Source organism: Mesorhizobium atlanticum, assembly GCF_003289965.1.
Lineage (GTDB): Bacteria > Pseudomonadota > Alphaproteobacteria > Rhizobiales > Rhizobiaceae > Mesorhizobium > Mesorhizobium atlanticum.
Map to the genome: position 1 here is coordinate 920,100 of NZ_QMBQ01000002.1, position 18,796 is coordinate 938,895.

20 protein-coding genes are annotated in these 18,796 nt (G+C 65.6%); 9 read left to right on the forward strand and 11 right to left on the reverse strand.

The window, feature by feature from the left end; genetic code table 11:
* Window positions 1-32: 32 nt before the first annotated feature.
* Genes DPM35_RS09450 through DPM35_RS09460 form a run of 3 tightly spaced genes read left to right on the forward strand, consistent with a single transcriptional unit; the run spans window position 33 to window position 2,648 of the window.
* Window positions 33-1,019, forward strand: a complete 987-nt coding sequence (locus DPM35_RS09450) for an ABC transporter permease (protein WP_112126977.1) — start codon at window positions 33-35, stop codon at window positions 1,017-1,019.
* A complete protein-coding gene (locus tag DPM35_RS09455; protein ID WP_112126978.1) occupies window positions 1,016-1,792 on the forward strand; it encodes an ATP-binding cassette domain-containing protein in 777 nt (258 codons plus the stop codon). Before DPM35_RS09450 ends, DPM35_RS09455 begins: the two co-directional genes overlap by 4 nt.
* A 1-nt stretch (window position 1,793) precedes the next feature.
* Window positions 1,794-2,648 (forward strand): sugar phosphate isomerase/epimerase family protein, encoded by an 855-nt coding sequence (locus tag DPM35_RS09460; protein WP_112126979.1) that lies wholly within the window; start codon window positions 1,794-1,796, stop codon window positions 2,646-2,648.
* A gap of 192 nt (window positions 2,649-2,840) precedes the next feature.
* On the opposite strand, the gene DPM35_RS09465 is transcribed toward DPM35_RS09460, so the two are convergent.
* The 8 genes from DPM35_RS09465 to pcaQ all read right to left on the reverse strand — a co-directional run bounded on the left by DPM35_RS09465 (window position 2,841) and on the right by pcaQ (window position 10,962).
* Complete coding sequence (locus tag DPM35_RS09465; RefSeq protein WP_112126980.1) at window positions 2,841-4,286, reverse strand: aldehyde dehydrogenase; 1,446 nt, start codon at window positions 4,284-4,286, stop codon at window positions 2,841-2,843.
* Window positions 4,287-4,321: 35 nt separating this feature from the next.
* The gene (locus DPM35_RS09470) at window positions 4,322-5,107 is read right to left on the reverse strand and encodes a coniferyl-alcohol dehydrogenase (RefSeq protein WP_112126981.1); all 786 of its coding nucleotides are present in this window, start codon (window positions 5,105-5,107) and stop codon (window positions 4,322-4,324) included.
* Between the two features lie 2 nt (window positions 5,108-5,109).
* Window positions 5,110-6,171, reverse strand: coding sequence for a branched-chain amino acid ABC transporter permease (locus tag DPM35_RS09475; protein WP_112126982.1), 1,062 nt, complete (start codon window positions 6,169-6,171; stop codon window positions 5,110-5,112).
* On the reverse strand, window positions 6,168-7,064 hold the full coding sequence (locus DPM35_RS09480) for a branched-chain amino acid ABC transporter permease (protein ID WP_112126983.1): 897 nt from the start codon (window positions 7,062-7,064) through the stop codon (window positions 6,168-6,170). The genes DPM35_RS09475 and DPM35_RS09480 overlap by 4 nt, the downstream gene beginning before the upstream one ends.
* Window positions 7,061-7,789: an ABC transporter ATP-binding protein gene (locus DPM35_RS09485; RefSeq protein ID WP_112126984.1), complete on the reverse strand. Its 729-nt coding sequence runs from the start codon at window positions 7,787-7,789 to the stop codon at window positions 7,061-7,063. The genes DPM35_RS09480 and DPM35_RS09485 overlap by 4 nt, the downstream gene beginning before the upstream one ends.
* A complete protein-coding gene (locus DPM35_RS09490) occupies window positions 7,786-8,460 on the reverse strand; it encodes an ABC transporter ATP-binding protein (protein WP_281004589.1) in 675 nt (224 codons plus the stop codon). Before DPM35_RS09490 ends, DPM35_RS09485 begins: the two co-directional genes overlap by 4 nt.
* 85 nt (window positions 8,461-8,545) lie before the next feature.
* Entirely contained in the window at window positions 8,546-9,862 is a 1,317-nt protein-coding gene (locus tag DPM35_RS09495) for an ABC transporter substrate-binding protein (protein ID WP_112126986.1), read from the reverse strand.
* 182 nt (window positions 9,863-10,044) lie between these two features.
* Window positions 10,045-10,962 (reverse strand): pca operon transcription factor PcaQ, encoded by a 918-nt coding sequence (gene pcaQ / locus DPM35_RS09500; RefSeq protein WP_112126987.1) that lies wholly within the window; start codon window positions 10,960-10,962, stop codon window positions 10,045-10,047.
* A 92-nt stretch (window positions 10,963-11,054) separates the two neighbouring features.
* Here pcaQ and pcaD point away from each other — a divergent pair, with 92 nt between their 5' ends.
* The 6 genes from pcaD to pobA are packed head-to-tail and all read left to right on the forward strand — an operon-like array spanning window position 11,055 to window position 15,859.
* On the forward strand, window positions 11,055-11,867 hold the full coding sequence (gene pcaD / locus DPM35_RS09505; RefSeq protein WP_112127129.1) for a 3-oxoadipate enol-lactonase: 813 nt from the start codon (window positions 11,055-11,057) through the stop codon (window positions 11,865-11,867).
* The gene (gene pcaC / locus DPM35_RS09510) at window positions 11,860-12,264 is read left to right on the forward strand and encodes a 4-carboxymuconolactone decarboxylase (protein ID WP_112126988.1); all 405 of its coding nucleotides are present in this window, start codon (window positions 11,860-11,862) and stop codon (window positions 12,262-12,264) included. The genes pcaD and pcaC overlap by 8 nt, the downstream gene beginning before the upstream one ends.
* On the forward strand, window positions 12,257-13,009 hold the full coding sequence (gene pcaH, locus DPM35_RS09515) for a protocatechuate 3,4-dioxygenase subunit beta (protein ID WP_112126989.1): 753 nt from the start codon (window positions 12,257-12,259) through the stop codon (window positions 13,007-13,009). Before pcaC ends, pcaH begins: the two co-directional genes overlap by 8 nt.
* Window positions 13,009-13,623: a protocatechuate 3,4-dioxygenase subunit alpha gene (pcaG, locus tag DPM35_RS09520; protein ID WP_112126990.1), complete on the forward strand. Its 615-nt coding sequence runs from the start codon at window positions 13,009-13,011 to the stop codon at window positions 13,621-13,623. The genes pcaH and pcaG overlap by 1 nt, the downstream gene beginning before the upstream one ends.
* A gap of 11 nt (window positions 13,624-13,634) precedes the next feature.
* A complete protein-coding gene (locus tag DPM35_RS09525) occupies window positions 13,635-14,687 on the forward strand; it encodes a 3-carboxy-cis,cis-muconate cycloisomerase (protein ID WP_112126991.1) in 1,053 nt (350 codons plus the stop codon).
* On the forward strand, window positions 14,687-15,859 hold the full coding sequence (pobA, locus tag DPM35_RS09530; protein ID WP_112126992.1) for a 4-hydroxybenzoate 3-monooxygenase: 1,173 nt from the start codon (window positions 14,687-14,689) through the stop codon (window positions 15,857-15,859). Before DPM35_RS09525 ends, pobA begins: the two co-directional genes overlap by 1 nt.
* Before the next feature lie 13 nt (window positions 15,860-15,872).
* On the opposite strand, the gene pcaF is transcribed toward pobA, so the two are convergent.
* From pcaF to DPM35_RS09545, 3 genes are read right to left on the reverse strand one after another with little or no spacing between them, the layout of a single operon-like run.
* Window positions 15,873-17,078, reverse strand: coding sequence for a 3-oxoadipyl-CoA thiolase (gene pcaF / locus DPM35_RS09535; RefSeq protein ID WP_112126993.1), 1,206 nt, complete (start codon window positions 17,076-17,078; stop codon window positions 15,873-15,875).
* A complete protein-coding gene (locus tag DPM35_RS09540; protein WP_112126994.1) occupies window positions 17,079-17,873 on the reverse strand; it encodes a CoA-transferase subunit beta in 795 nt (264 codons plus the stop codon).
* On the reverse strand, window positions 17,870-18,727 hold the full coding sequence (locus DPM35_RS09545) for a CoA transferase subunit A (RefSeq protein WP_112126995.1): 858 nt from the start codon (window positions 18,725-18,727) through the stop codon (window positions 17,870-17,872). Before DPM35_RS09545 ends, DPM35_RS09540 begins: the two co-directional genes overlap by 4 nt.
* Window positions 18,728-18,796 lie beyond the last annotated feature (69 nt).

Below are 18,796 nucleotides of genomic sequence, written 5' to 3' on the forward strand. Positions count from 1 at the left end.
TGCCTACTGCCCGCTCTTAAAGGTGCAATGATATGGCTTCTGAACAGCCCGGCTTCTGGGCTCGGGTGCAGCGCGCATCCGTCGAAAGGCTCCACATCAGGCTGGAGTCGCTGGTGGTGCTTCTGGCGTTGGGCACGGCGATGGCGCTGCTGTCGCCCTATTTCCTGTCGCTCAGCAATTTCCTCAACATCTTGCTCGCGACCTCGACGATCGGCGTGCTGGCGATTGCCGCCACCTTCGTCATCGGCTCCGGCGGGCTCGATCTGTCGCTCGGCTCGGTCATGGGCCTTGCCGGCGTCGCGGGCGCCTTCGTTGCGGTGAATCTCGGCTGGCCGTCGGTGCTCGCGGTGATCGCCTGCATCCTGGCCGGCGCGATTGCGGGCTACATCAACGGGCAACTGGTCACCCGCGCTTTCGTGCCGGCTTTCATCGTCACGCTCGGCATGCTGGGCCTGGCGCGCGGGTTGGCGCTGGTCATCTCGCAGGGCAGGGCGATCTACGGCCTGCCGCCGGAGATCGTCTATATCGGCCAGGGGCGGCCGTTCGGCATTCCGATGCCGGTGATCATCTTCGTGCTCACCGCGATCGTGGCGCATGCGGTGCTCGCCTATACGCGCTTCGGCCGTCACACGCTGGCGCTGGGCGATAGTGAGGGTGCTGCCCGCGCGGCCGGCATCCGCGTCGAGCATCACCGCCGCATCATCTACACGCTGTCCGGCGCGCTGGCCGGACTTGCCGGCCTGCTCTTCACTGCCCGCGTCAATGCGGGTGACCCGACCGCCGGCATCAACTACGAGCTTACCGCGATCACGGCGGCAATCATCGGCGGTACCAATCTGTTCGGCGGCCGCGCCTCGATCCTCGGCACCATGATCGGCGCGCTGATCATGGGCGTGCTGCAGAATGGGCTGACGCTGCTTGCGGTGCAATCCTATTACCAGCAGATGGCGATAGGCGCGGTGCTGATCCTCGCCGTGTTCATCGACCAATACCAGGTGCGGAAGGAGTCACGCGTATGACCCTGCTTTCGCTTCACGGCATCCGCAAGAGCTTCGGCGCGGTCGACGTTTTGCACGGCGTCGATCTGTCCGTCGCGGCCGGCGAGGTGGTCGGGCTGGTCGGCGACAACGGCGCCGGCAAGTCGACGCTGATGAAGACCATCACCGGCATCTACCGCGCCGACACCGGCTCGATCGAGTTCGACGGCAAGGACATTCTTGCCCTTGACCCGGGTCAGCGACGCCAACTCGGCATCGAGATGATCTACCAGGATCTGTCGCTGGCCAAGCAGCAGGACGTGGCGTCCAACATCTTCCTTGGCCGCGAGCCGACGAAGCGCCTGTTCGGCCTGTTCCCGGGCTTCGTCGACAAAGGCGAGATGGACCGCCAGGCCGCGAAAATGATCGAGCGGCTCGGCGCGCATCTGCCGTCGATAAACCGGTCGGTCGGCTCGTTTTCCGGCGGCCAGCAGCAGACGGTGGCGATCGCGCGGGCGCTCACCTTCAATCCGAAGCTCGTCATCATGGATGAGCCGACGGCGGCGCTTGCCGTGCGCGAGGTGCAGAGCGTGCTCGATCTCATCCGGCGGCTGAAGTCGGAAGGTATCGCCGTCATCCTGATCTCGCACCGGCTGAACGACGTGCTGTCGGTCACCGACCGCATCGTCGTGCTGCGCCACGGCAGGGCGGACGCCGATCTCGTCACCGCCAGGACCAATATGAACGAAGTCGTCAGCCGCATCGTCGGCGGCGGCGACATTGCCGCCGCGGCGGCGCATGAGCAACGAGGCTGATATGAATACCTTCGGACTGCACACTTTCGCCATCGCGCCGGTCTGGGACCTCGCCCGCATCGAGCCGCAGATGGATCGGCTGAAGGAACTCGGCATCGGGCTGATGGAGATCCCGCTGCTGCGCCCCGAGGAGATCGACACCAAGCGCACGCGCGGCTTTGCCAATCACTATGGCGTCGAGCTCATCCCGTCGCTTGGCCTGCCGCGAGCGCTCGATGTGGTCGAGCGGCCCGACGAGGCGCTCGACTTCCTGCAGCCGGCCTTCAAGGTCTGCAACGAGGTGGGCGCCGAGGCGCTTGGCGGCGTCACCTACGGCACGATCGGCAAGACCACAGGACGGGCGCCGACGCAGCGCGAGATCGACGGCATGTGCCGCTTCCTCGAACGGGCGGCGAAGTCGGCGAAGTCGCGCAGCCTCAAGCTCGGCATCGAGCCCTGCAACCGCTATGAGACCCATCTGATCAATCGCGGCATCGACGCGGTGCGCATCATCGAGCGCGTCGGCGCCGACAACATCTTCATCCATCTCGACACCTACCACATGCATATCGAGGAAGAGAGCTTTGCCGCCGGCTTCGAGGCGGCGGCACCGTATCTTGGCTATGTGCATGTGTCGGAAGCCAATCGCGGCGTGCCGGGGCGCGGCATGCTCAACTGGGCGGCCTGCATGAAGGCGATCGCCGACATCTGCTATCAGGGCGCGATCACGCTTGAAAGCATGAACCATGTCGATGTCGACATTGCCGGCGGGCTCGCCGTATGGCGGCCGGTGGCCGAGGATCCGCGCGACGTGATCGAGGTCGGCCTGCCATTCCTGCGCGAGGAGGCGAGGAAGGCAGGACTGACGCTGGGGTGAGGGTTCTTACCTTCTCCCCTTGCGGGAGAAGGTGGATCGGCGCGAAGCGCCGAGACGGATGAGGGGTGTTCCAGCGGAGTGAGACGTTGGCGATTGTTTCGCCATGCATATTTCACGGACGTCGGCTTTCCTTGGAGCACCCCTCAACCGGCCGCTTCGCGGCCACCTTCCCCCACAAGGGGGAAGGAAGAATCAAAACGGGTAGTGCTGGCCCGGATCCTCGATCGTCACCCAGCGCAGGTCGGTGAACTCGGCGATCGAGGCCTTGCCGCCGAAGCGGCCATAGCCCGAACCCTTGACGCCGCCGAACGGCATCTGCGCCTCGTCGCCGACGGTCGGGCCGTTGATGTGGCAGATGCCGGCCTGGATGCGCGCGGCGACAGCCATGGCGCGGCGAATGTCCCGGCTGAAGACAGCGGAGGACAGGCCGTATTCGGTGTCGTTGGCCACGCGTACCGCTTCGTCCTCCCCTTTGACGCGAATGACCGGCTTCACCGGGCCGAAGGATTCTTCCGCATAGACGCGCATGACGGGCGTCACGTGATCGAGGAGCGTGGCTTCCACGACCGTTCCCGTGCGCTTGCCGCCGGCGGCAAGCTTGGCGCCCTTGGCGGTCGCGTCGGCGATCAGCTCTTCCATCTTGTCGGCGGCCTGGCTGCTGATCAGCGAGCCGAGCACGACATGGCCGCGCGGGTCGCCGGCCGGCAGTTGCGAGGCACGCGCGGCGAGCTTGGCGACGAAAGCGTCGGCGATCTTTTCGTCGACGATCAGGCGCTCGGTCGACATGCAGATCTGGCCCTGATGCATGAAGGCGCCGAAAACAGCGGCATTGACCGCCGCATCGATGTCGGCGTCGTCGAGCACGACCAGTGGCGCCTTGCCGCCGAGCTCGAGCAGGGCCGGCTTGAGATGCCGTCCGGAGAGCTCGGCGATGATGCGGCCGACCTTGGTTGAACCCGTGAAATTGACGCGCTTCACCGCCGGATGCGCGATCAGCGCCTCGACGATTGCCGCCGCGTCCTTTGGGTCGTTGGTGACGACATTGACGACGCCTTTGGGCAGGCCGGCCTCGACCAGCACCTGGCCGATCAGGCGATGCGTGCCCGGGCACATTTCCGACGCCTTCAACACCACCGTGTTGCCGCAGGCGAGCGGCATTGCGAGCGCACGCGTGCCGAGGATCACCGGCGCATTCCACGGCGCGATACCGAGGCAGACGCCGGCCGGCTGACGGATCGCCATGGCGAGCGTGCCGGGCTTGTCGGACGGAATGACCTCGCCGGAAATCTGCGTGGTCATCGCGGCCGCCTCGCGCAGCATGTTGGACGCCAGCATGACATTGAAGCCGGCCCAGGGTCCGGTGGCGCCGGTCTCTTCCATCATCAGCTTCGTGAATTCGCCGACCTTCGAGGCCATGACATCGGCAGCCTTGGAAAGCAGCGCACGACGTTCACCGGGCCCGGTCTTCGACCAGGCATCGAAAGCAGCGGCCGCCGCATCGGCGGCCGCGTTGGCGTCGGCGATGCTTGCAGCGGCGGCGCGCGTCGCGAGCTTGCCGGTGAAGGGGTCGAGACGTTCATAGGACGCCTTGCCGGTTGCCGCCCTTTCGTCGCCGTCAATCAGAAGTCCGATGTCCATGGGTTTCTCCCTCGCTCCCGTGGAGCGTTACAAAATCAGAAGCCAAGCACTTCCGCGTTGATCGACGCCTCGAGGCCGCCGTCGACGGGCACGTTGGCGCCGTTGATCCAGCGCGCGCCGTCCGAGCACAGGAACAGCACGACTGGCGCGATGTCGCCCGATGTGCCGGCTCGGCCGACCCGGGCGATGTCGCTGTCGACCTTCGCGTCGCCCAGCACGCTGCGGAACTGTTTGAGGATCGGCGTCTCCACCGGGCCCGGGCTCACCGCGTTGATGCGGATGCCGCGGCTCTTGAACAGCTCCTGATGCGCGGCGCGGAAGGTCCACAGGAGCAAGAGCTCCTTCGAGACCGGATAGCCTTCCTCGTTCTTGACTGCGTGGTCGGCAATCACCCTCGGGACATCGGGAAAACCTTCGACGCTGACCATAGAGGCTGCGCGGTTCAGATTGGCGCGCCAGCCATAGCCGGCAATCGAGGCGACGTTGACGATGGCACCGCCCTCGCGAAGTTTCGGCGCCAGCGCCTCCGAGAGCGCGCGCAGGCCGTAGAAATTGACGGCGAGCGTCGGCGCAGCGCCGGTGTTGCCGGAGAGGCCGGCGACGTTGCACAGCGCATCCAGACGCTGCGGCAGTCGCGCGACAAGATCGTCGACGCCGGCTTTGGACGAGATGTCGGCCTTGACGAAGATGCCCTGATGATCGACTGGCTCGCGCATGTCGACGCCGATCACATCGGCGCCAAGTTGGCCCGCCAGTTCCGCCGTGCGGGCGCCGATGCCCGAGGCGACGCCGGTGATGAGGATCGTCTTGCCGAACAGCATGCTTACGCTTTCTCCCGAGATGTTGTTACCTGTGCCGGCGGAGCGGTCCCACCGGTCGTGACGCTTGCGTTGACGGGAAGCCTGACGCGGTAGCCGACCGGCAATAGGCGCCAGCCGAAGCGTTCTTCGAGCGTGCCCCACAGACCGCGCGGCAACAGCAGCGAGAAGACCAGCGCCGTGGCGCCGAGGCCGATCAGGTACCAGACGCCGGTGCCGCCGAACCACGTCTCGATGATAAAGAACAGCAGCGCGCCGAGGATGGCGCCCTCGAAGGTGCCGATGCCGCCGACCAGCACCATGAAGATCATGTAGGCCGTCCACTGCACGCTGAAATAGGTTTTCGGCTGGAAGGTGATCGCGGTCGCCAGCCACAGCGCGCCGGCGACGCCGATGCCGAAGGCGGCGAGCACGAAGAGCAGCCGCTTGGTGCCGGTGACGCGCACGCCGATGGAGGCTGCCGCGTCCTCATTGTCGCGGATGGCGCGGATTGCGGCGCCCGTGCTGCCGCGCAGCAAGCCGAACAGGACGGCGAGCAGCGCCGTCATCGAGGCCAGTGCCAGCCAGTAGATCGCAACGCGCCTTGTCGACGCGTCGTAGACGTTGAGCGAGATCAGCGAGGTGCCGGTCTCGCCCTGGATCAACCGGTCGAGATTGACGAGAAGGTGGGTGAGTGCCGCTATCACCCACATGCCGATGGCGAACTCGCCGTTCCTCAAGCGCAGCATGAACAGCGAGATCGGCCAGGACACGGCGCCGACGATGACCGCCGAAACGAACAGCGAGACGAACGGATTGAGCCCGGCATTGGCGAGGCGGATGGCGAAGTAAGCGCCGAGGCCGAAGAACACCTGCTGGCCGACCGAGACCAGACCGCCGAAGCCGGCGAGCGCATTCCACATCGCGGCGAGGATCACATAGATGAACAAAGCGGTCATGCGGTCGACCGCGCCGGCGGAGAGGAACTGCGGCGCGACGGCAAGCAGCAGGATGATGATCGCGACGCCGAAGCCGGCGATGCGCGAGGCGGCCGTGCCGCGCTCGATGACGGGGGAGGCGGCGCTCATGACACCTTCCCCGTTGAGAACCGCAGCAAGCCGCGCAGGCCGAGGCCGGAAGTGTAGAGCCGGATGAACAGCACGATCAGGAAGGCGACATGGCCGCCGATGAGAAAGCCTTGCGGGTGTACCTTGGCGCCGAGCGTTTGGGCGAGCGCCAGCACGATGCCGCCGACCAGCGTGCCCCAGAGCGAACCGGCACCGCCAATGACGGCCGCCTCGAAGGCGAACAGAAGTTGCGTCGCGCCGGCATAGGGATCGAAGGTAGCGCGCATGCCGAGAAAGGCGCCGGCGAGACCGACCGTGACCATGGCAATGGCGGCGGCCAGGGCGTTGGCGCGGCGCGCGTCGACGCCGACGAGGCCGGCGGTGTCGGGGTCTTCCGAAGTGGCGCGGATCGAGCGGCCGAGCCCGGTGCGGGTAAGGAACAGCTGTAGCCCGCCGAGCAGGACGACGGCGGTGGCGAAGATGATCACCGCGAGCTTGCCGACATAGATGCTGCCCGGCCATTCCCAGGAATCGTAGGACAGGCTGCCGATAAAGGGCGCCAGCGAGCGCGTGTCGGCGCCGAACTGCTCGAACAGCACATTGTCGATGACGATGGCGAGGCCGAAGGTGGTGAGGATCGGTAAGAGCGCGCCGCCGCGGGCGCTCCGCTCGAGCAGGAAGCGCTGCAAGGCCCAGCCGATCACGGCCATCAGCGGCAGCACGATGGCGAGGCCCAGGAAAGGCGGGACGTGGAGGTGCGAGGCGAGCAGCCACAGCGCGAAGGCCGACAGCACGGCAAGGCTGCCATGCGCCAGGTTGATGATGCGCATCACCGAGAACATGAAGGAGAGGCCGCAGGCGATCAGCGCGTAATAGCCGCCAAGCAAGATGCCCTGGACGATCTGGTTGGTCATGCCGGCACGCCTCCGGCGCCTTTGCGGTGCAGGCCGAAATAGGCTTTGGTCACCTCGTCGCGCGAAACGCTCTTGCTGTCGCCCGCAAGCACGATCCGGCCCTCCAGCATGCAGATGACCTTGTCGGAGACGGAGAGCGCGCGGTTGAGGTCCTGCTCGACAAGGATGATCGTCGTGCCGGAGTTGATCAGCCCCTGCAGCGAGGCGTAGACGCGGTCGACGACCAGCGGCGACAGGCCGAGCGAGACCTCGTCGAGCAGGAGCAGGTCGGGATTGCTCATCAGCGCGCGGCCGATTGCCGTCGCCTGCTGCTCGCCGCCGGAGAGATGACCCGCCTTGGCGTGGCGGCGCGGCTTGAGGTTGGGGAAGGTGTCGAGCACCTTGTCGACGCTCCAGTCGCCCGGACGGCCGGCGACGCGGCCGAGCAGGAGGTTCTCCTCGACCGTCATCTGCACGAACAGCCGCCGGCCTTCGGGCACCAGCGCGATGCCCTTGCGGACGCGCTCATGCGAAGGCACGCCGGAAAGGTCGGCGCCGTCGAAGACCACGCGGCCCGAAGCTGCCTGATGCGCGCCGGCGATGGCTCTCAACAATGTCGTCTTGCCGGCGCCGTTGGCGCCGACCAGCGCCAGCGTCTCGCCGCGCTCGATACCGAAGCTCACGCCGCGCACCGCCTGCAGCAGGCCATGCCGGACGACCAGATCCTCGACCGACAGCAGGCTCATTTCGGGCCTCCGCCGAGATAGGCGCTGATCACCTGCGGGTCGGCCATCACCGCCTGCGGGTCGCCGTCGGCGATGATCTTTCCCGCATCCATGCAGATCAGTCGCTCGGCCACCTGCAGCAGGATGTGGACGATGTGCTCGATCCAGACAATGCCTATTCTGCGGCGGCGCAATTCGCCGATGGTCTCGACGAGCTCGCTGGCCTCGCCGTCGGTCAGGCCGCCGCCGATCTCGTCGAGCAGAAGCAGCGTCGGCTTCGCCGCCAGCGCGCGCGCCAGCTCCAGCCGCTTGCGATCGAGCAAGCCAAGCGTCTCGGCGCGCCGGTTCGCGACGCCCAGCATGCCGCAGAGCTTCAGCGAGCTGAGCGCTTCCTCATAGGCCTCGTCGCGGCCGAGGCCGGCGCCGTGCGAGGCGGCGACGAAGACATTCTCGAAAGCTGTCATGCCGCCGAACGGTTTTGGCACCTGGTGCGTGCGGACGAGGCCCAGCCGGCAGCGCTGCGTCGCCGGCAGCACCGTCACGTCATCGCCCTTGAAGGCAATCGTTCCGGCGCTTGGTGGATAGGCGCCGGAAAGCACGCTGAGCAGCGTCGTCTTGCCGGCGCCGTTCGGGCCGACGATGCCCACTGCCTCTTCGGCGCCCATGGCAAAGTCGATGTCGTCGAGCACCACAAGCGCGCCGAAGCGCTTGTGGATGCCGGCGGCGCTGAGGATCGCACCGTTGGGCGTGGCGTTCACGATGCGGTCCCTCGACAGGTCAGCCGTTATAAGGCTGGAGCTTGGCTCCGACCGGCACGTTCGGATCGGTGGCGTTCTCGGTCACGACATAGTCGAGCGGGAACTTCGAGCCTTCCTTGGCAGCGACCCATTGCGTGCCGATGATCGGGCCGGGCGAGACGTTGGCGACCGGGCCGCTGGTGAAGTCGACCTTGCCGATCATGGTCTCGGTCTTCAGCGTGCTCAGTGCCTTGGCCACCGCCGCCTTGTCCTTGGCGTTGGTGCTCGCCTTCAGGGCTTCGAAGCCGGCGTCGAGCAGCGACATCGAGGCGCCGAGTTGCTGCGTCCACTGCTTGCCGCTTGTCGCCTCGTAGCCATCGGCCAGTTCCGTTCCCGAGACGCCGGTCAGCGGCGACTTGTACGGGAAGGCCTTGTGCCAGTAGGCGGCACTCGCAATCTTCATGCCGAGATCGCCCAGCGCCTCGATGTCGGAGGGGAACAGGCCGGTCTTGGCGACCTGGGCGATCTTGATCTGCCTTGTCAGGCCCTGCTGCGCGGCCTGGCGCCAGAAGGCGGCGAAATCGGGCGGGATCGGGAAAGAGTTGAAGATCTCGACGCCCTCCTGCTTGAACAGCGCGATCTGCGAGGAATAGTCGGTGGTGCCGGTCTCGTAGGCGCCGGGATCGACGATCGTGAAACCCTGCTTGGCCAGAAGCGGCGCGAGGTTGGCGCGGATGGCGTTACCGTCGGCGTCGTTCGGATACATGACGCCGACCTTCTTGTTGGTCTCGATCAGGTTCCACTGCGAAATGTAGGTCTTGAAGAATTCGCCGACACCGAAGCCGAAATGATAGGTCCATTTGAATGGCGAGGGCGCGCCGGGCTTGGCGCCACGGCCGAAATACCAGGCCTCCCACGGCATGACGGTCGACAGGCAGGGCACACCGGCTGCTTCGCAGGCATCCGCCACCGGATTGATAACCTCGGGCGTGGAGACGGCGAGCATCAGGTCGATGGCCTGGTTGTTGATCAGGTCTTTTGCCAACTGGCCGGCGCGGGACGGGTCGGACTGGGTGTCCTGGTCGAGGATCTCGACACTGTATTTCTTGCCGCCGAGCTCGATGCCATTGGCCAGAGCCTTGCGGGCGAGGTCGAGCACATAGCCGTCGGTCTCGCCGAAGCCGGCGAGCGGGCCGGTGCGCGGACTGACGAAGCCCACCTTGAGCGTGTCGGCACTTTGCGCGAAGGCCTTGCCGCGGCCGAATGCCAGTGCCGCGCCGCCTGCCACCGACGTGGCGATGAACTGGCGCCGTGAAATGCCCGATAGAGTGGGTTTGCTGCCGATAATGCGAGACATCTGCTCCTCCCTCAGTGGCCGTTCGACACGACGGCGAAACGGGTTTCCGCTTGCCTCCGGACAGTACGGCTTTCGATCCTCCGAGGTCACATTGCACTAGCGGTTTGGTTCGGTAAAATGATATTTTACGGTGTTTTATTAACCCCTGGGTTAGGGAATTCGAACTCTGCCAGGGCCGATCATCAGGCGTGGTGCCGCGAGGCCTCGCGGATCGTCTGCAAGAGGATGGTGAAGGCCGGCGAGGGCGCGGTGTCGGTGCGCATGGTCAAGCCCACCGGCCCTTTGGTCTCCTCCGTATCGACCGGCAGGGCGACGAAGGCGCCGCTGGCGATCTCGTTGGCGACGACGCCGGCAGAGATGATCCACACCGCGTTGCTCTGGCGCATGAAGGAGCGGCCGAAGGAATCGGAAACGGTTTCGATTTCCGTCGCCGGCGCGGTCATGCCATTGGTGATGAAGAGCCGGTCGACGAAAGGCCGGATGACGGATTCGCGCGTCGGCATCAGCACGGGGAATTCGTCGAGCCGTGCGAAGATGTCTGTTCCTGGCTCCGACAAGGGATGCCCGGCCCGCACCACGAACAGCACCTGCTCCGAATAGAGGTGTTCGAAAAAGAAGCCGGTCATGTGCTCCGGCGCGGCAAGGCGGCCGACGACGAGATCGAGCGCCCCGACGCGCAACTGTTCGAGCAGCACGGCATTCTCGCCGGTGACGATCTTGAGCGCGGCGCCGGTGTTCTCCTCGAGGAACAGGTTCATGGCGAGCGGCATCACCCGCGCCGACACGGTCGGCAGCGCGCCGATACGGATCGGGTCGCGATTGAGGGCGCCGTCCTGGCGCACGGAATCGACGCCGCGCTTCAGCGCCGAAATCGCCGAGCCGGCATGTCCAAGGAAGATCTCGCCGAGACGCGTGACGCGAATGCCGCGCCCGTCGCGCTCGACCACCGCGATGCCCAGCGCTTCCTCCAACTCGCGCAAAGTCTTGGTGACGGCGGGCGCGCTGACATGCAGGAAGTCGGCTGCGCGCGCGACGCTGCCTTGCCGCGCGACTTCGAGAAACGCTTGGAGGTGGCGGAAGCGGATCCGGCTTTCGGCCATGGTTCGATAACCTCAGAGTTAATGAAACGCCGCAAAATATCATTTTACCGAACCAAACTGCTGGTGCAATGTGGCTTCGGAGGATCGAAATCGTGCCATTCGTCAGCATAGGCGGCGTCACGCTGCATCATCGCCATATCGAGGCGACCGGCACGTCGCGTCCGATCATCTTCATCAATTCGTTGGGCACCGACTTCCGGATCTGGGACGACGTCGTCGCGAAACTGACGGGCGAAATGCCGATGCTGATCTACGACAAGCGCGGCCATGGGCTGTCGGATATCGGCAGCGGCGTGCGCTCGATCGACGACCATGTCGACGACCTGCTGGGCCTCATCGATCATTTCGGTTTCAGGAAGGTCGTGCTCTACGGCCTGTCGGTCGGCGGCCTGATCGCGCAGCGGCTCTATACCCGCCATCCAAAATGCGTCGAGGCGCTGATCCTCAGCGACACCGCGCACAAAATAGGCACGGCAGAGAGCTGGAACACGCGCATCGCAACCATCGAGCGCGACGGCATCGAGGTTATCGCCGACGGCATCATGAAAGTGTGGTTCACACCGGAATTCCACGCAGCGCGCGCCGCCGATCTGGCCGGCTGCCGCAACATGCTGACCAGGCAGGCGCTGCCCGGCTATATCGGCACATGCAAGGCGGTGCGCGACGCCGATTTCACCGACAGCGCGCGGCGCATCGCTGTGCCGACGCTCTGCATCGTCGGCGACCAGGATGGTTCGACGCCGCCGGAGCTGGTCCGCTCGCTGGCCGGCCTGATCCCCGGCGCGCGTTTCGAAGTTATCCGCAATGCCGCACACATTCCGTGCATCGAGCAGCCCGAAGCGCTCGTCAGTCTGATCCGCGATTTCGTCGCCTCGTTGCCCGAGGGAAAGTCTGCTCATGGATGATGTCACGAAGAACCGCTACCGGACCGGTCTCGAGGTCCGCCGCGCCGTGCTCGGCGATCCCCACGTCGACCGTGCCGAGGATACCGCCACGGATTTCGACCGCCCGTTCCAGCAGCTGATCACCGAAGCCGCCTGGGGAACCGTGTGGGCGCGACCGGGCTGGTCGAAGCGCGAGCGTTCGATCGTGACGCTGGCGCTGCTTGCGGCACTTGGCCATGACGAGGAAGTCGCCATGCATGTGCGCGCCACCGCCAATACAGGCGCCACGCGAGACGACATCTGCGAGGCCTTCCTGCATGTCGCGATCTATGCCGGCGTGCCGGCCGCAAACCGCGCCTTCAAGATCGCCAAGGAGGTGTTCGCGCAGATGGACGGAGCCAAGACCGCCCATGGCTGAGCCCGGCTCAAACCGCGCGCCGGAAACCGGCGCCTTCTTCCAGCGCGACCGCCAGTGGCATCCGGCGGCCTTCACGCCGAACTACAAGAGCTCGGTGCTGCGCTCGCCGCAGAAAGCGTTGTTGTCGTTCGACAACACGCTGTCGGAACTGACCGGTCCAGTGTTCGGGCACGCGATGCTGGGCGAGCTCGACAATGACCTGATCCACAATTTCGCCAAGGCCGGCGAGAGCGCCATCGGTGAGCGCATCATCGTCCATGGACGCGTGCTCGACGAGCGCGGCAAGGGCGTGCCGGGCGCGCTGCTCGAATTCTGGCAGGCCAATGCGGGCGGCCGCTACCGTCACAAGAAGGACGGCTATCTCGCACCGCTCGATCCGAATTTCGGCGGCTGCGGCCGCGCGATCACCGGCGAGGATGGCGGCTACGCCTTTCGCACCGTCAGGCCTGGGCCCTATCCGTGGCCGAACGGTCCGAACGACTGGCGGCCGGCTCATATCCATTTTTCCGTGTTCGGCCACGGCTTCGCGCAGCGGCTGATCACGCAGATGTATTTCGAGGGCGATCCGCTGATCTGGCGCTGCCCGATCGTCGGCGGCATTTCCAACAAGGCCGCGGTCGAGGCGCTGATCGCCGGGCTCGATATGCAGTCGACGATCCCGATGGACGCGCTCGCCTACAAGTTCGACATCGTGCTGCGCGGGCGCCGCTCGACGCTGTTCGAGAACAGGCCGGAGGGCAATTGATGGCGCAGTCGCTCGACCGGCTGAAGGAGAGCCCTTCGCAGACCGCAGGCCCTTACGTGCATATCGGGCTGACGCCCAATTTCTGCGGCATCGGCGGCGTCTATCAGAGCGACCTCGGCTCGACGATGGTCAACAGCGAGACCAAGGGCGAGCGCATCGAGCTGCGCATCCGCGTCCTCGACGGCACCGACACGCCGCTCAAGGATGCGCTGATCGAGATCTGGCAGGCTGATGCCGACGGGCTTTACAATTCGCCGGCAGAATTGCGCGGCGCGGCAGATCCTAATTTCCAAGGGTGGGGCCGGCAGCCGACCGACATGGAAACAGGCGTCTGCCGGTTCCACACGATCAAGCCGGGCCGCGTGCCGTTCCGCGACGGGCGGCTGATGGCGCCGCATATCACGCTGTGGATCGTGGCGCGCGGCATCAATGTCGGCCTGCACACCCGGCTCTATTTTTCGGATGAGGAAAAGGCCAATGCCGAGGATCCGATCCTTGCCCGCATCGAGCATCGCCTGCGCGTGCCGACGCTGATCGCCGAGCGGCAGGTCGACGCCTATGTTTTCGATGTCCATTTGCAGGGCGAAAAGGAGACGGTCTTCTTCGACAGCTGACCGCAACCGCTATGACCGTTTCGCCCTTCGATCATCCGTTGCTTTCCGGTCTGCTCGGCGACGAGGAGGCGGCGCGGCATTTTTCCCTGGAAGCGGACATCGATGCGATGCTCACCTTCGAGCGGGCGCTGGCTGAAGCCGAGGCTGAACACGGCGTAATCCCACGCGATGCCGCGGCCGCGATCGTGAAGGCGCTGGCAGCGTTCCGGCCGGACACCGCGAAGCTGCGCGCCGGCGTCGCCAGGGACGGCGTAGTGGTGCCGGAACTGGTTGGGCAGGTCAAAGCTGCAGTTGGCGCGCCGCACGATGCATATGTGCATTTCGGCGCCACCAGCCAGGATGTCATCGACACATCGCTTGTGCTGCGCCTGCGGCAGGCCAGTGACCATATCGGCCTGCTGCTTGGCGAAAATGTCGCGCGCCTTACCGGACTCGAGCTGGAGTTCGGAGAACGTCAGTTCATGGCGATGACGCGCATGCAGCCGGCGATCCCGATCACAGTGACCAATCGGACTGCTTCCTGGAGGGCGCCGCTCGAACGTCACCAGGAACGCTTTGGGGAACTCTCCAGCCGGTTGTTGGTGGTGCAGTTCGGCGGCGCCGCCGGCACGCTGGAAAAGCTCGGCGACAAGGCCACGGCCGTGCGCTCAGCGCTTGCCGCGAAGCTTGGTCTTGCCGATGCGCCGCAATGGCATAGCCAGCGCGACGCGCTCGCTGAGTTCGCCGGTTGGCTGTCGCTGGTGACCGGCGGCCTCGGCAAATTCGGGCAGGACATTGCGCTGATGGCGGAGGTTGGCTCCGACATCAAGCTGTCCGGCGGTGGCGGCTCGTCGGCCATGTCGCACAAGCAGAATCCGGTGAAGGCCGAAGCGCTGGTGGCGCTGGCGCGCTTCAATGCGGTGCAGCTTTCCGGCATGCATCAGGCGCTGGTGCATGAGCAGGAGCGCTCGGGTGCGGCCTGGACACTGGAGTGGTTGATCCTGCCGCAAATGGTGGTGGCGACGGCGGCCGCGCTCAGGCTTGCCGCCGAGTTGACCGCGCAGATCGAGAGCCTTGGTCACTGATGCGCACACACGTCGTCATCGTTGGCTCGGGGCCGTCCGGCCTGCTGCTCGGCCAGTTGCTCGCCGGCATCGGCGTCGAGACCATCATTCTCGAACGGTCGAGTCGCGAGCATGTGCTTGGGCGGGTGCGTGCCGGCGTGCTGGAGCAGGGCACGGTCGACCTGCTCGGCGAAGCGGGCGCGGCGGACCGGCTGCATGCCCAGGGCCTGCCGCATGAAGGCATCTCGCTCGCCTTCGACGGCCGCGCGCATCGCATCGACATGAGCGCGCTCACCGGCGGCAAGCATGTCACCGTCTATGGCCAGACCGAGGTGACGCTCGATCTGATGCAGAAGCGCGAGGCGGCCGGGCTGGTCACCGTGTTCGAAACATCGAATGTCGCGCTGCATGATTTCGATGGCGCGTCTCCCTTTGTCGCCTATGACAAGGATGGCGCGACGCATCGCATCGATTGCGACTTCATCGCCGGCTGCGACGGCTATCACGGCGTCAGCCGCAAGTCGGTGCCGGAGGGCGCACTGAAGACGTTCGAGCGGCAGTATGCGTTCAGCTGGCTGGGCGTGCTGGCCGAGGTGCCGCCGGCGGACCACGAGCTGGTCTATGCCAATCACGAGCGCGGCTTTGCACTCTGCTCGATGCGCTCGCCGCAGCGCAGCCGCTACTATGTGCAGGTTCCCGCCGATGAGCGCGTCGAGGACTGGTCCGACGAGCGCTTCTGGGACGAGTTGCGTCGCCGCCTGCCGGCGCAGATAGCCGCCGCCGTCACCACCGGGCCGTCTTTCGAGAAGTCGATTGCGCCGCTGCGCTCCTTCGTCGCCGAGCCGATGCGCTTCGGAAAACTGTTCCTGGTCGGCGATGCCGCCCACATCGTGCCGCCGACCGGCGCCAAGGGCCTCAACCTCGCTGCCAGCGACGTGCGCTATCTCTTTGCCGGACTTCGTGAATTCTACCGTGACAGGTCAGGGGCCGGGCTCGACGCCTATTCGGCCAAGGCGCTGGCGCGTGTGTGGAAAGCCGTGCGCTTCTCCTGGTGGATGACGACGATGCTGCACCGCTTTCCCGAGACCGGCGAGTTCGGCCAACGCATCCAGGAGGCCGAGCTCGACTATCTGGTGCATTCCAAGGCTGCATCCACGGCGCTGGCCGAAAACTACGTCGGTCTGCCTTATTGATTAGCCTGGGCGGTCAGACCCGCTCTAGCGCGATTGCAATCCCCTGGCCGACGCCGATGCACATGGTAGCCAAAGCCAGCTTGCCGCCGCGCTCGCGCAGCTCCAGCGCCGCCGTGCCGGTGATGCGTGCCCCCGACATGCCGAGCGGGTGCCCGAGTGCGATCGCGCCGCCGTTCGGATTGACGTGCGCGGCGTCCTCGGCGATGCCGAGCTGGCGCAGCACTGCGATGCCTTGCGAGGCGAAGGCCTCGTTCAATTCGACCACGTCGAATTGATCCGGCGTCAGGCCGAGGCGGGCGCAAAGCTTCTTCGTGGCCGGCGCCGGTCCAATGCCCATGATGCGCGGCGCAACGCCAGCGACGCCGCCGCCGAGGATGCGGGCGATCGGCGTCAGGCCGTGCTTCTTCGCCGCTGCTTCGGAGGCGATGATGAGGGCGGCCGCGCCGTCATTGACGCCGGATGCGTTGCCGGCGGTCACTGTGCCGCCCTGGCGGAACGGCGTCGGCAATTTGGCCAATGCCTCGATGGTCGTGCCCGCGCGTGGATGCTCGTCCTTGGAAACGACGATCGCGTCGCCCTTCCTCTGCGGGATGGTCACCGGGGTGATCTCCTTCGCCAGCCGGCCGCTCTCTTGCGCGGCCACCGCCTTGTCTTGGCTGCGGATAGCGAAGGCGTCCTGATCAGCCCTGCTGACGGAAAAATCCTCGGCGACATTCTCGCCGGTCTCCGGCATGGAATCGACGCCATACTGCTTCTTCATCAGCGGGTTGACGAAGCGCCAGCCGATGGTGGTGTCGTAGATCTCGGCATTGCGTGAGAAGGCCGTGTCGGCCTTCGGCATGACGAAGGGCGCCCGGCTCATCGATTCCACACCGCCGGCGATCATCAGCTCGGCCTCGCGTGATTTGATGGCGCGCGCGGCGATGGTGACGGCATCCATGCCCGAACCGCACAGGCGATTGACCGTCGAACCGGGAATGTCCTGCGGGAGGCCGGCAAGCAGCAGCGCCATGCGCGCCACGTTGCGGTTGTCCTCGCCGGCCTGGTTGGCGCAGCCATAGACGATGTCGTCAATGGCGGTCCAGTCGAGACCCTTGTTGCGCTCGACCAGCGCTCTCAACGGGATGGCGCCGAGATCGTCGGCGCGCACGGAGGACAACGAACCGCCGAAGCGGCCGATGGGCGTTCGGATGTAATCGCAGATGAAGGCCTCAGCCATTTATGCAGCTTTCCCTTTCGCGGTCCCTTGATGCGCCGCCTTGGTGCGGGCTTGCAGGTCGCGCAATGTCTTCAGCTCGAGTTCCGTCGGCGCCGGCGTCTCGTCAAGGGCCTCGGCGAATTTTACTACCCAGCCACAAGTTTCCTGCACCTGCTCGCGCGTGACGCCTGGATGCAGCGACACGACGGTGAACTCCTTGGTCACCGGGTCCGGCTTCCAGATGGCGAGGTCGGTGATCAAAAGCGTCGGGCCGGCGGTGTCTATGCCGAGCCGCTTGCGATGATCGCGGCCTTCGCCATGGCCGAAGGAGGTGAAGAAGTCGATCTTCTCGACCATGCCGCGCTTCGACTGCGCCATGGTGATGTAGACCTGCCTCGACGAGGTGGCGATCTCCGGCGCGCCGCCGCCGCCGGGCAGGCGGGTCTTGGGATGCGCATAGTCGCCGATGACGGTGGTGTTGATGTTGCCGAACTTGTCGAGCTGGGCGGCGCCCAGGAAGCCGATCGAGATACGGCCGCCCTGCAGCCAATAGCGGAACATCTCTGGCACCGCGACCGTGGTGACCGCCGTCTCGCACAACTCGCCGTCGCCGATCGACAGCGGCAGCACGTCGGGCGCGGTGCCGATGGTTCCGCTCTCATAGATCAGCGTGATGTCGGGCGCGTGCGTCAGCCGCGCGACGTTGCAGGCGGCCGACGGCGCGCCGATGCCGACGAAGCAGACATCGTCGCTTTTCAAGGCGCGGCTGGCGGCGATCGTCATCATCTCGTTGGGGGTAAAACCGAGTTCGCTCATGCGGCTTTCCTCAGATGCTCGACGCGACCGGCAAAGTCGTCGGCGCTGCTCTCGATGACATTCTTCTGCATCCACGCCTGGAAGCGGTCGCGGTCGGCGGCGATCTCGTCCCATTCGAGATAGGCGGCGTTGTCGCGCTCATAGTAGCCATGCGTGTAGGAGGGATGCGAGCCGCCCGGCACAACGGAAATCGCCGCGATCGTCCAGCTTGGCAGCACGGTGAGGTTGGGGTGCAGATCGTCGAAATTTTCGACCACTTGCTCGACCGTCACGACCGCGCGCTTTGCCGCCAGCACCGCTTCCTTCTGGATGCCGATGATGCCCTCGACCAGCACATTGCCTTTCCGGTCCGCCTTCTGCGCGTGGATGAAGGTGACGTCCGGCTTTATCGCCGGGACGGCGGCCAGCACCTCGCCGGTGAAGGGGCAGGTGATCGATTTGATGTTCGGATTGACCGAAGCGAGACCGGCGCCGCGATAGCCGCGGAACACCGCGCAGGGCAGGCCGGCGGCGCCCGCCTCATAGGCGTTGGCCATGCCGGCGTGGCTGTGCTCTTCGACCTCGATGGCACGCGGAAAGCCGTTCTCGATGGCATCGCGGGCGCGTCGCAGCAGGCCGACGCCCGGATTGCCGACATAGGAGAATATGATCTTCTTCGCCATGCCCATGCCGATCATCTGGTCATAGATCAGGTCGGGGGTCATGCGGATCAGCGTCAGGTCGCGAAAGCCCTGGCGGATCGCCTCATGCGCGGCGGCGGTGGGGATCAGATGGGTGAAGCCCTCGAAGGCGACGGTGTCGCCGTCATGCAGGTTTTCCGCGACCGCCTCTTTCAGCGGCAGGAACTTGACCATCTCCAGGCTCCGTGATTGAAAAAGTTCGTATTGCGAACATCTGTTTTGTATGAGATACTTTTAGCTCCA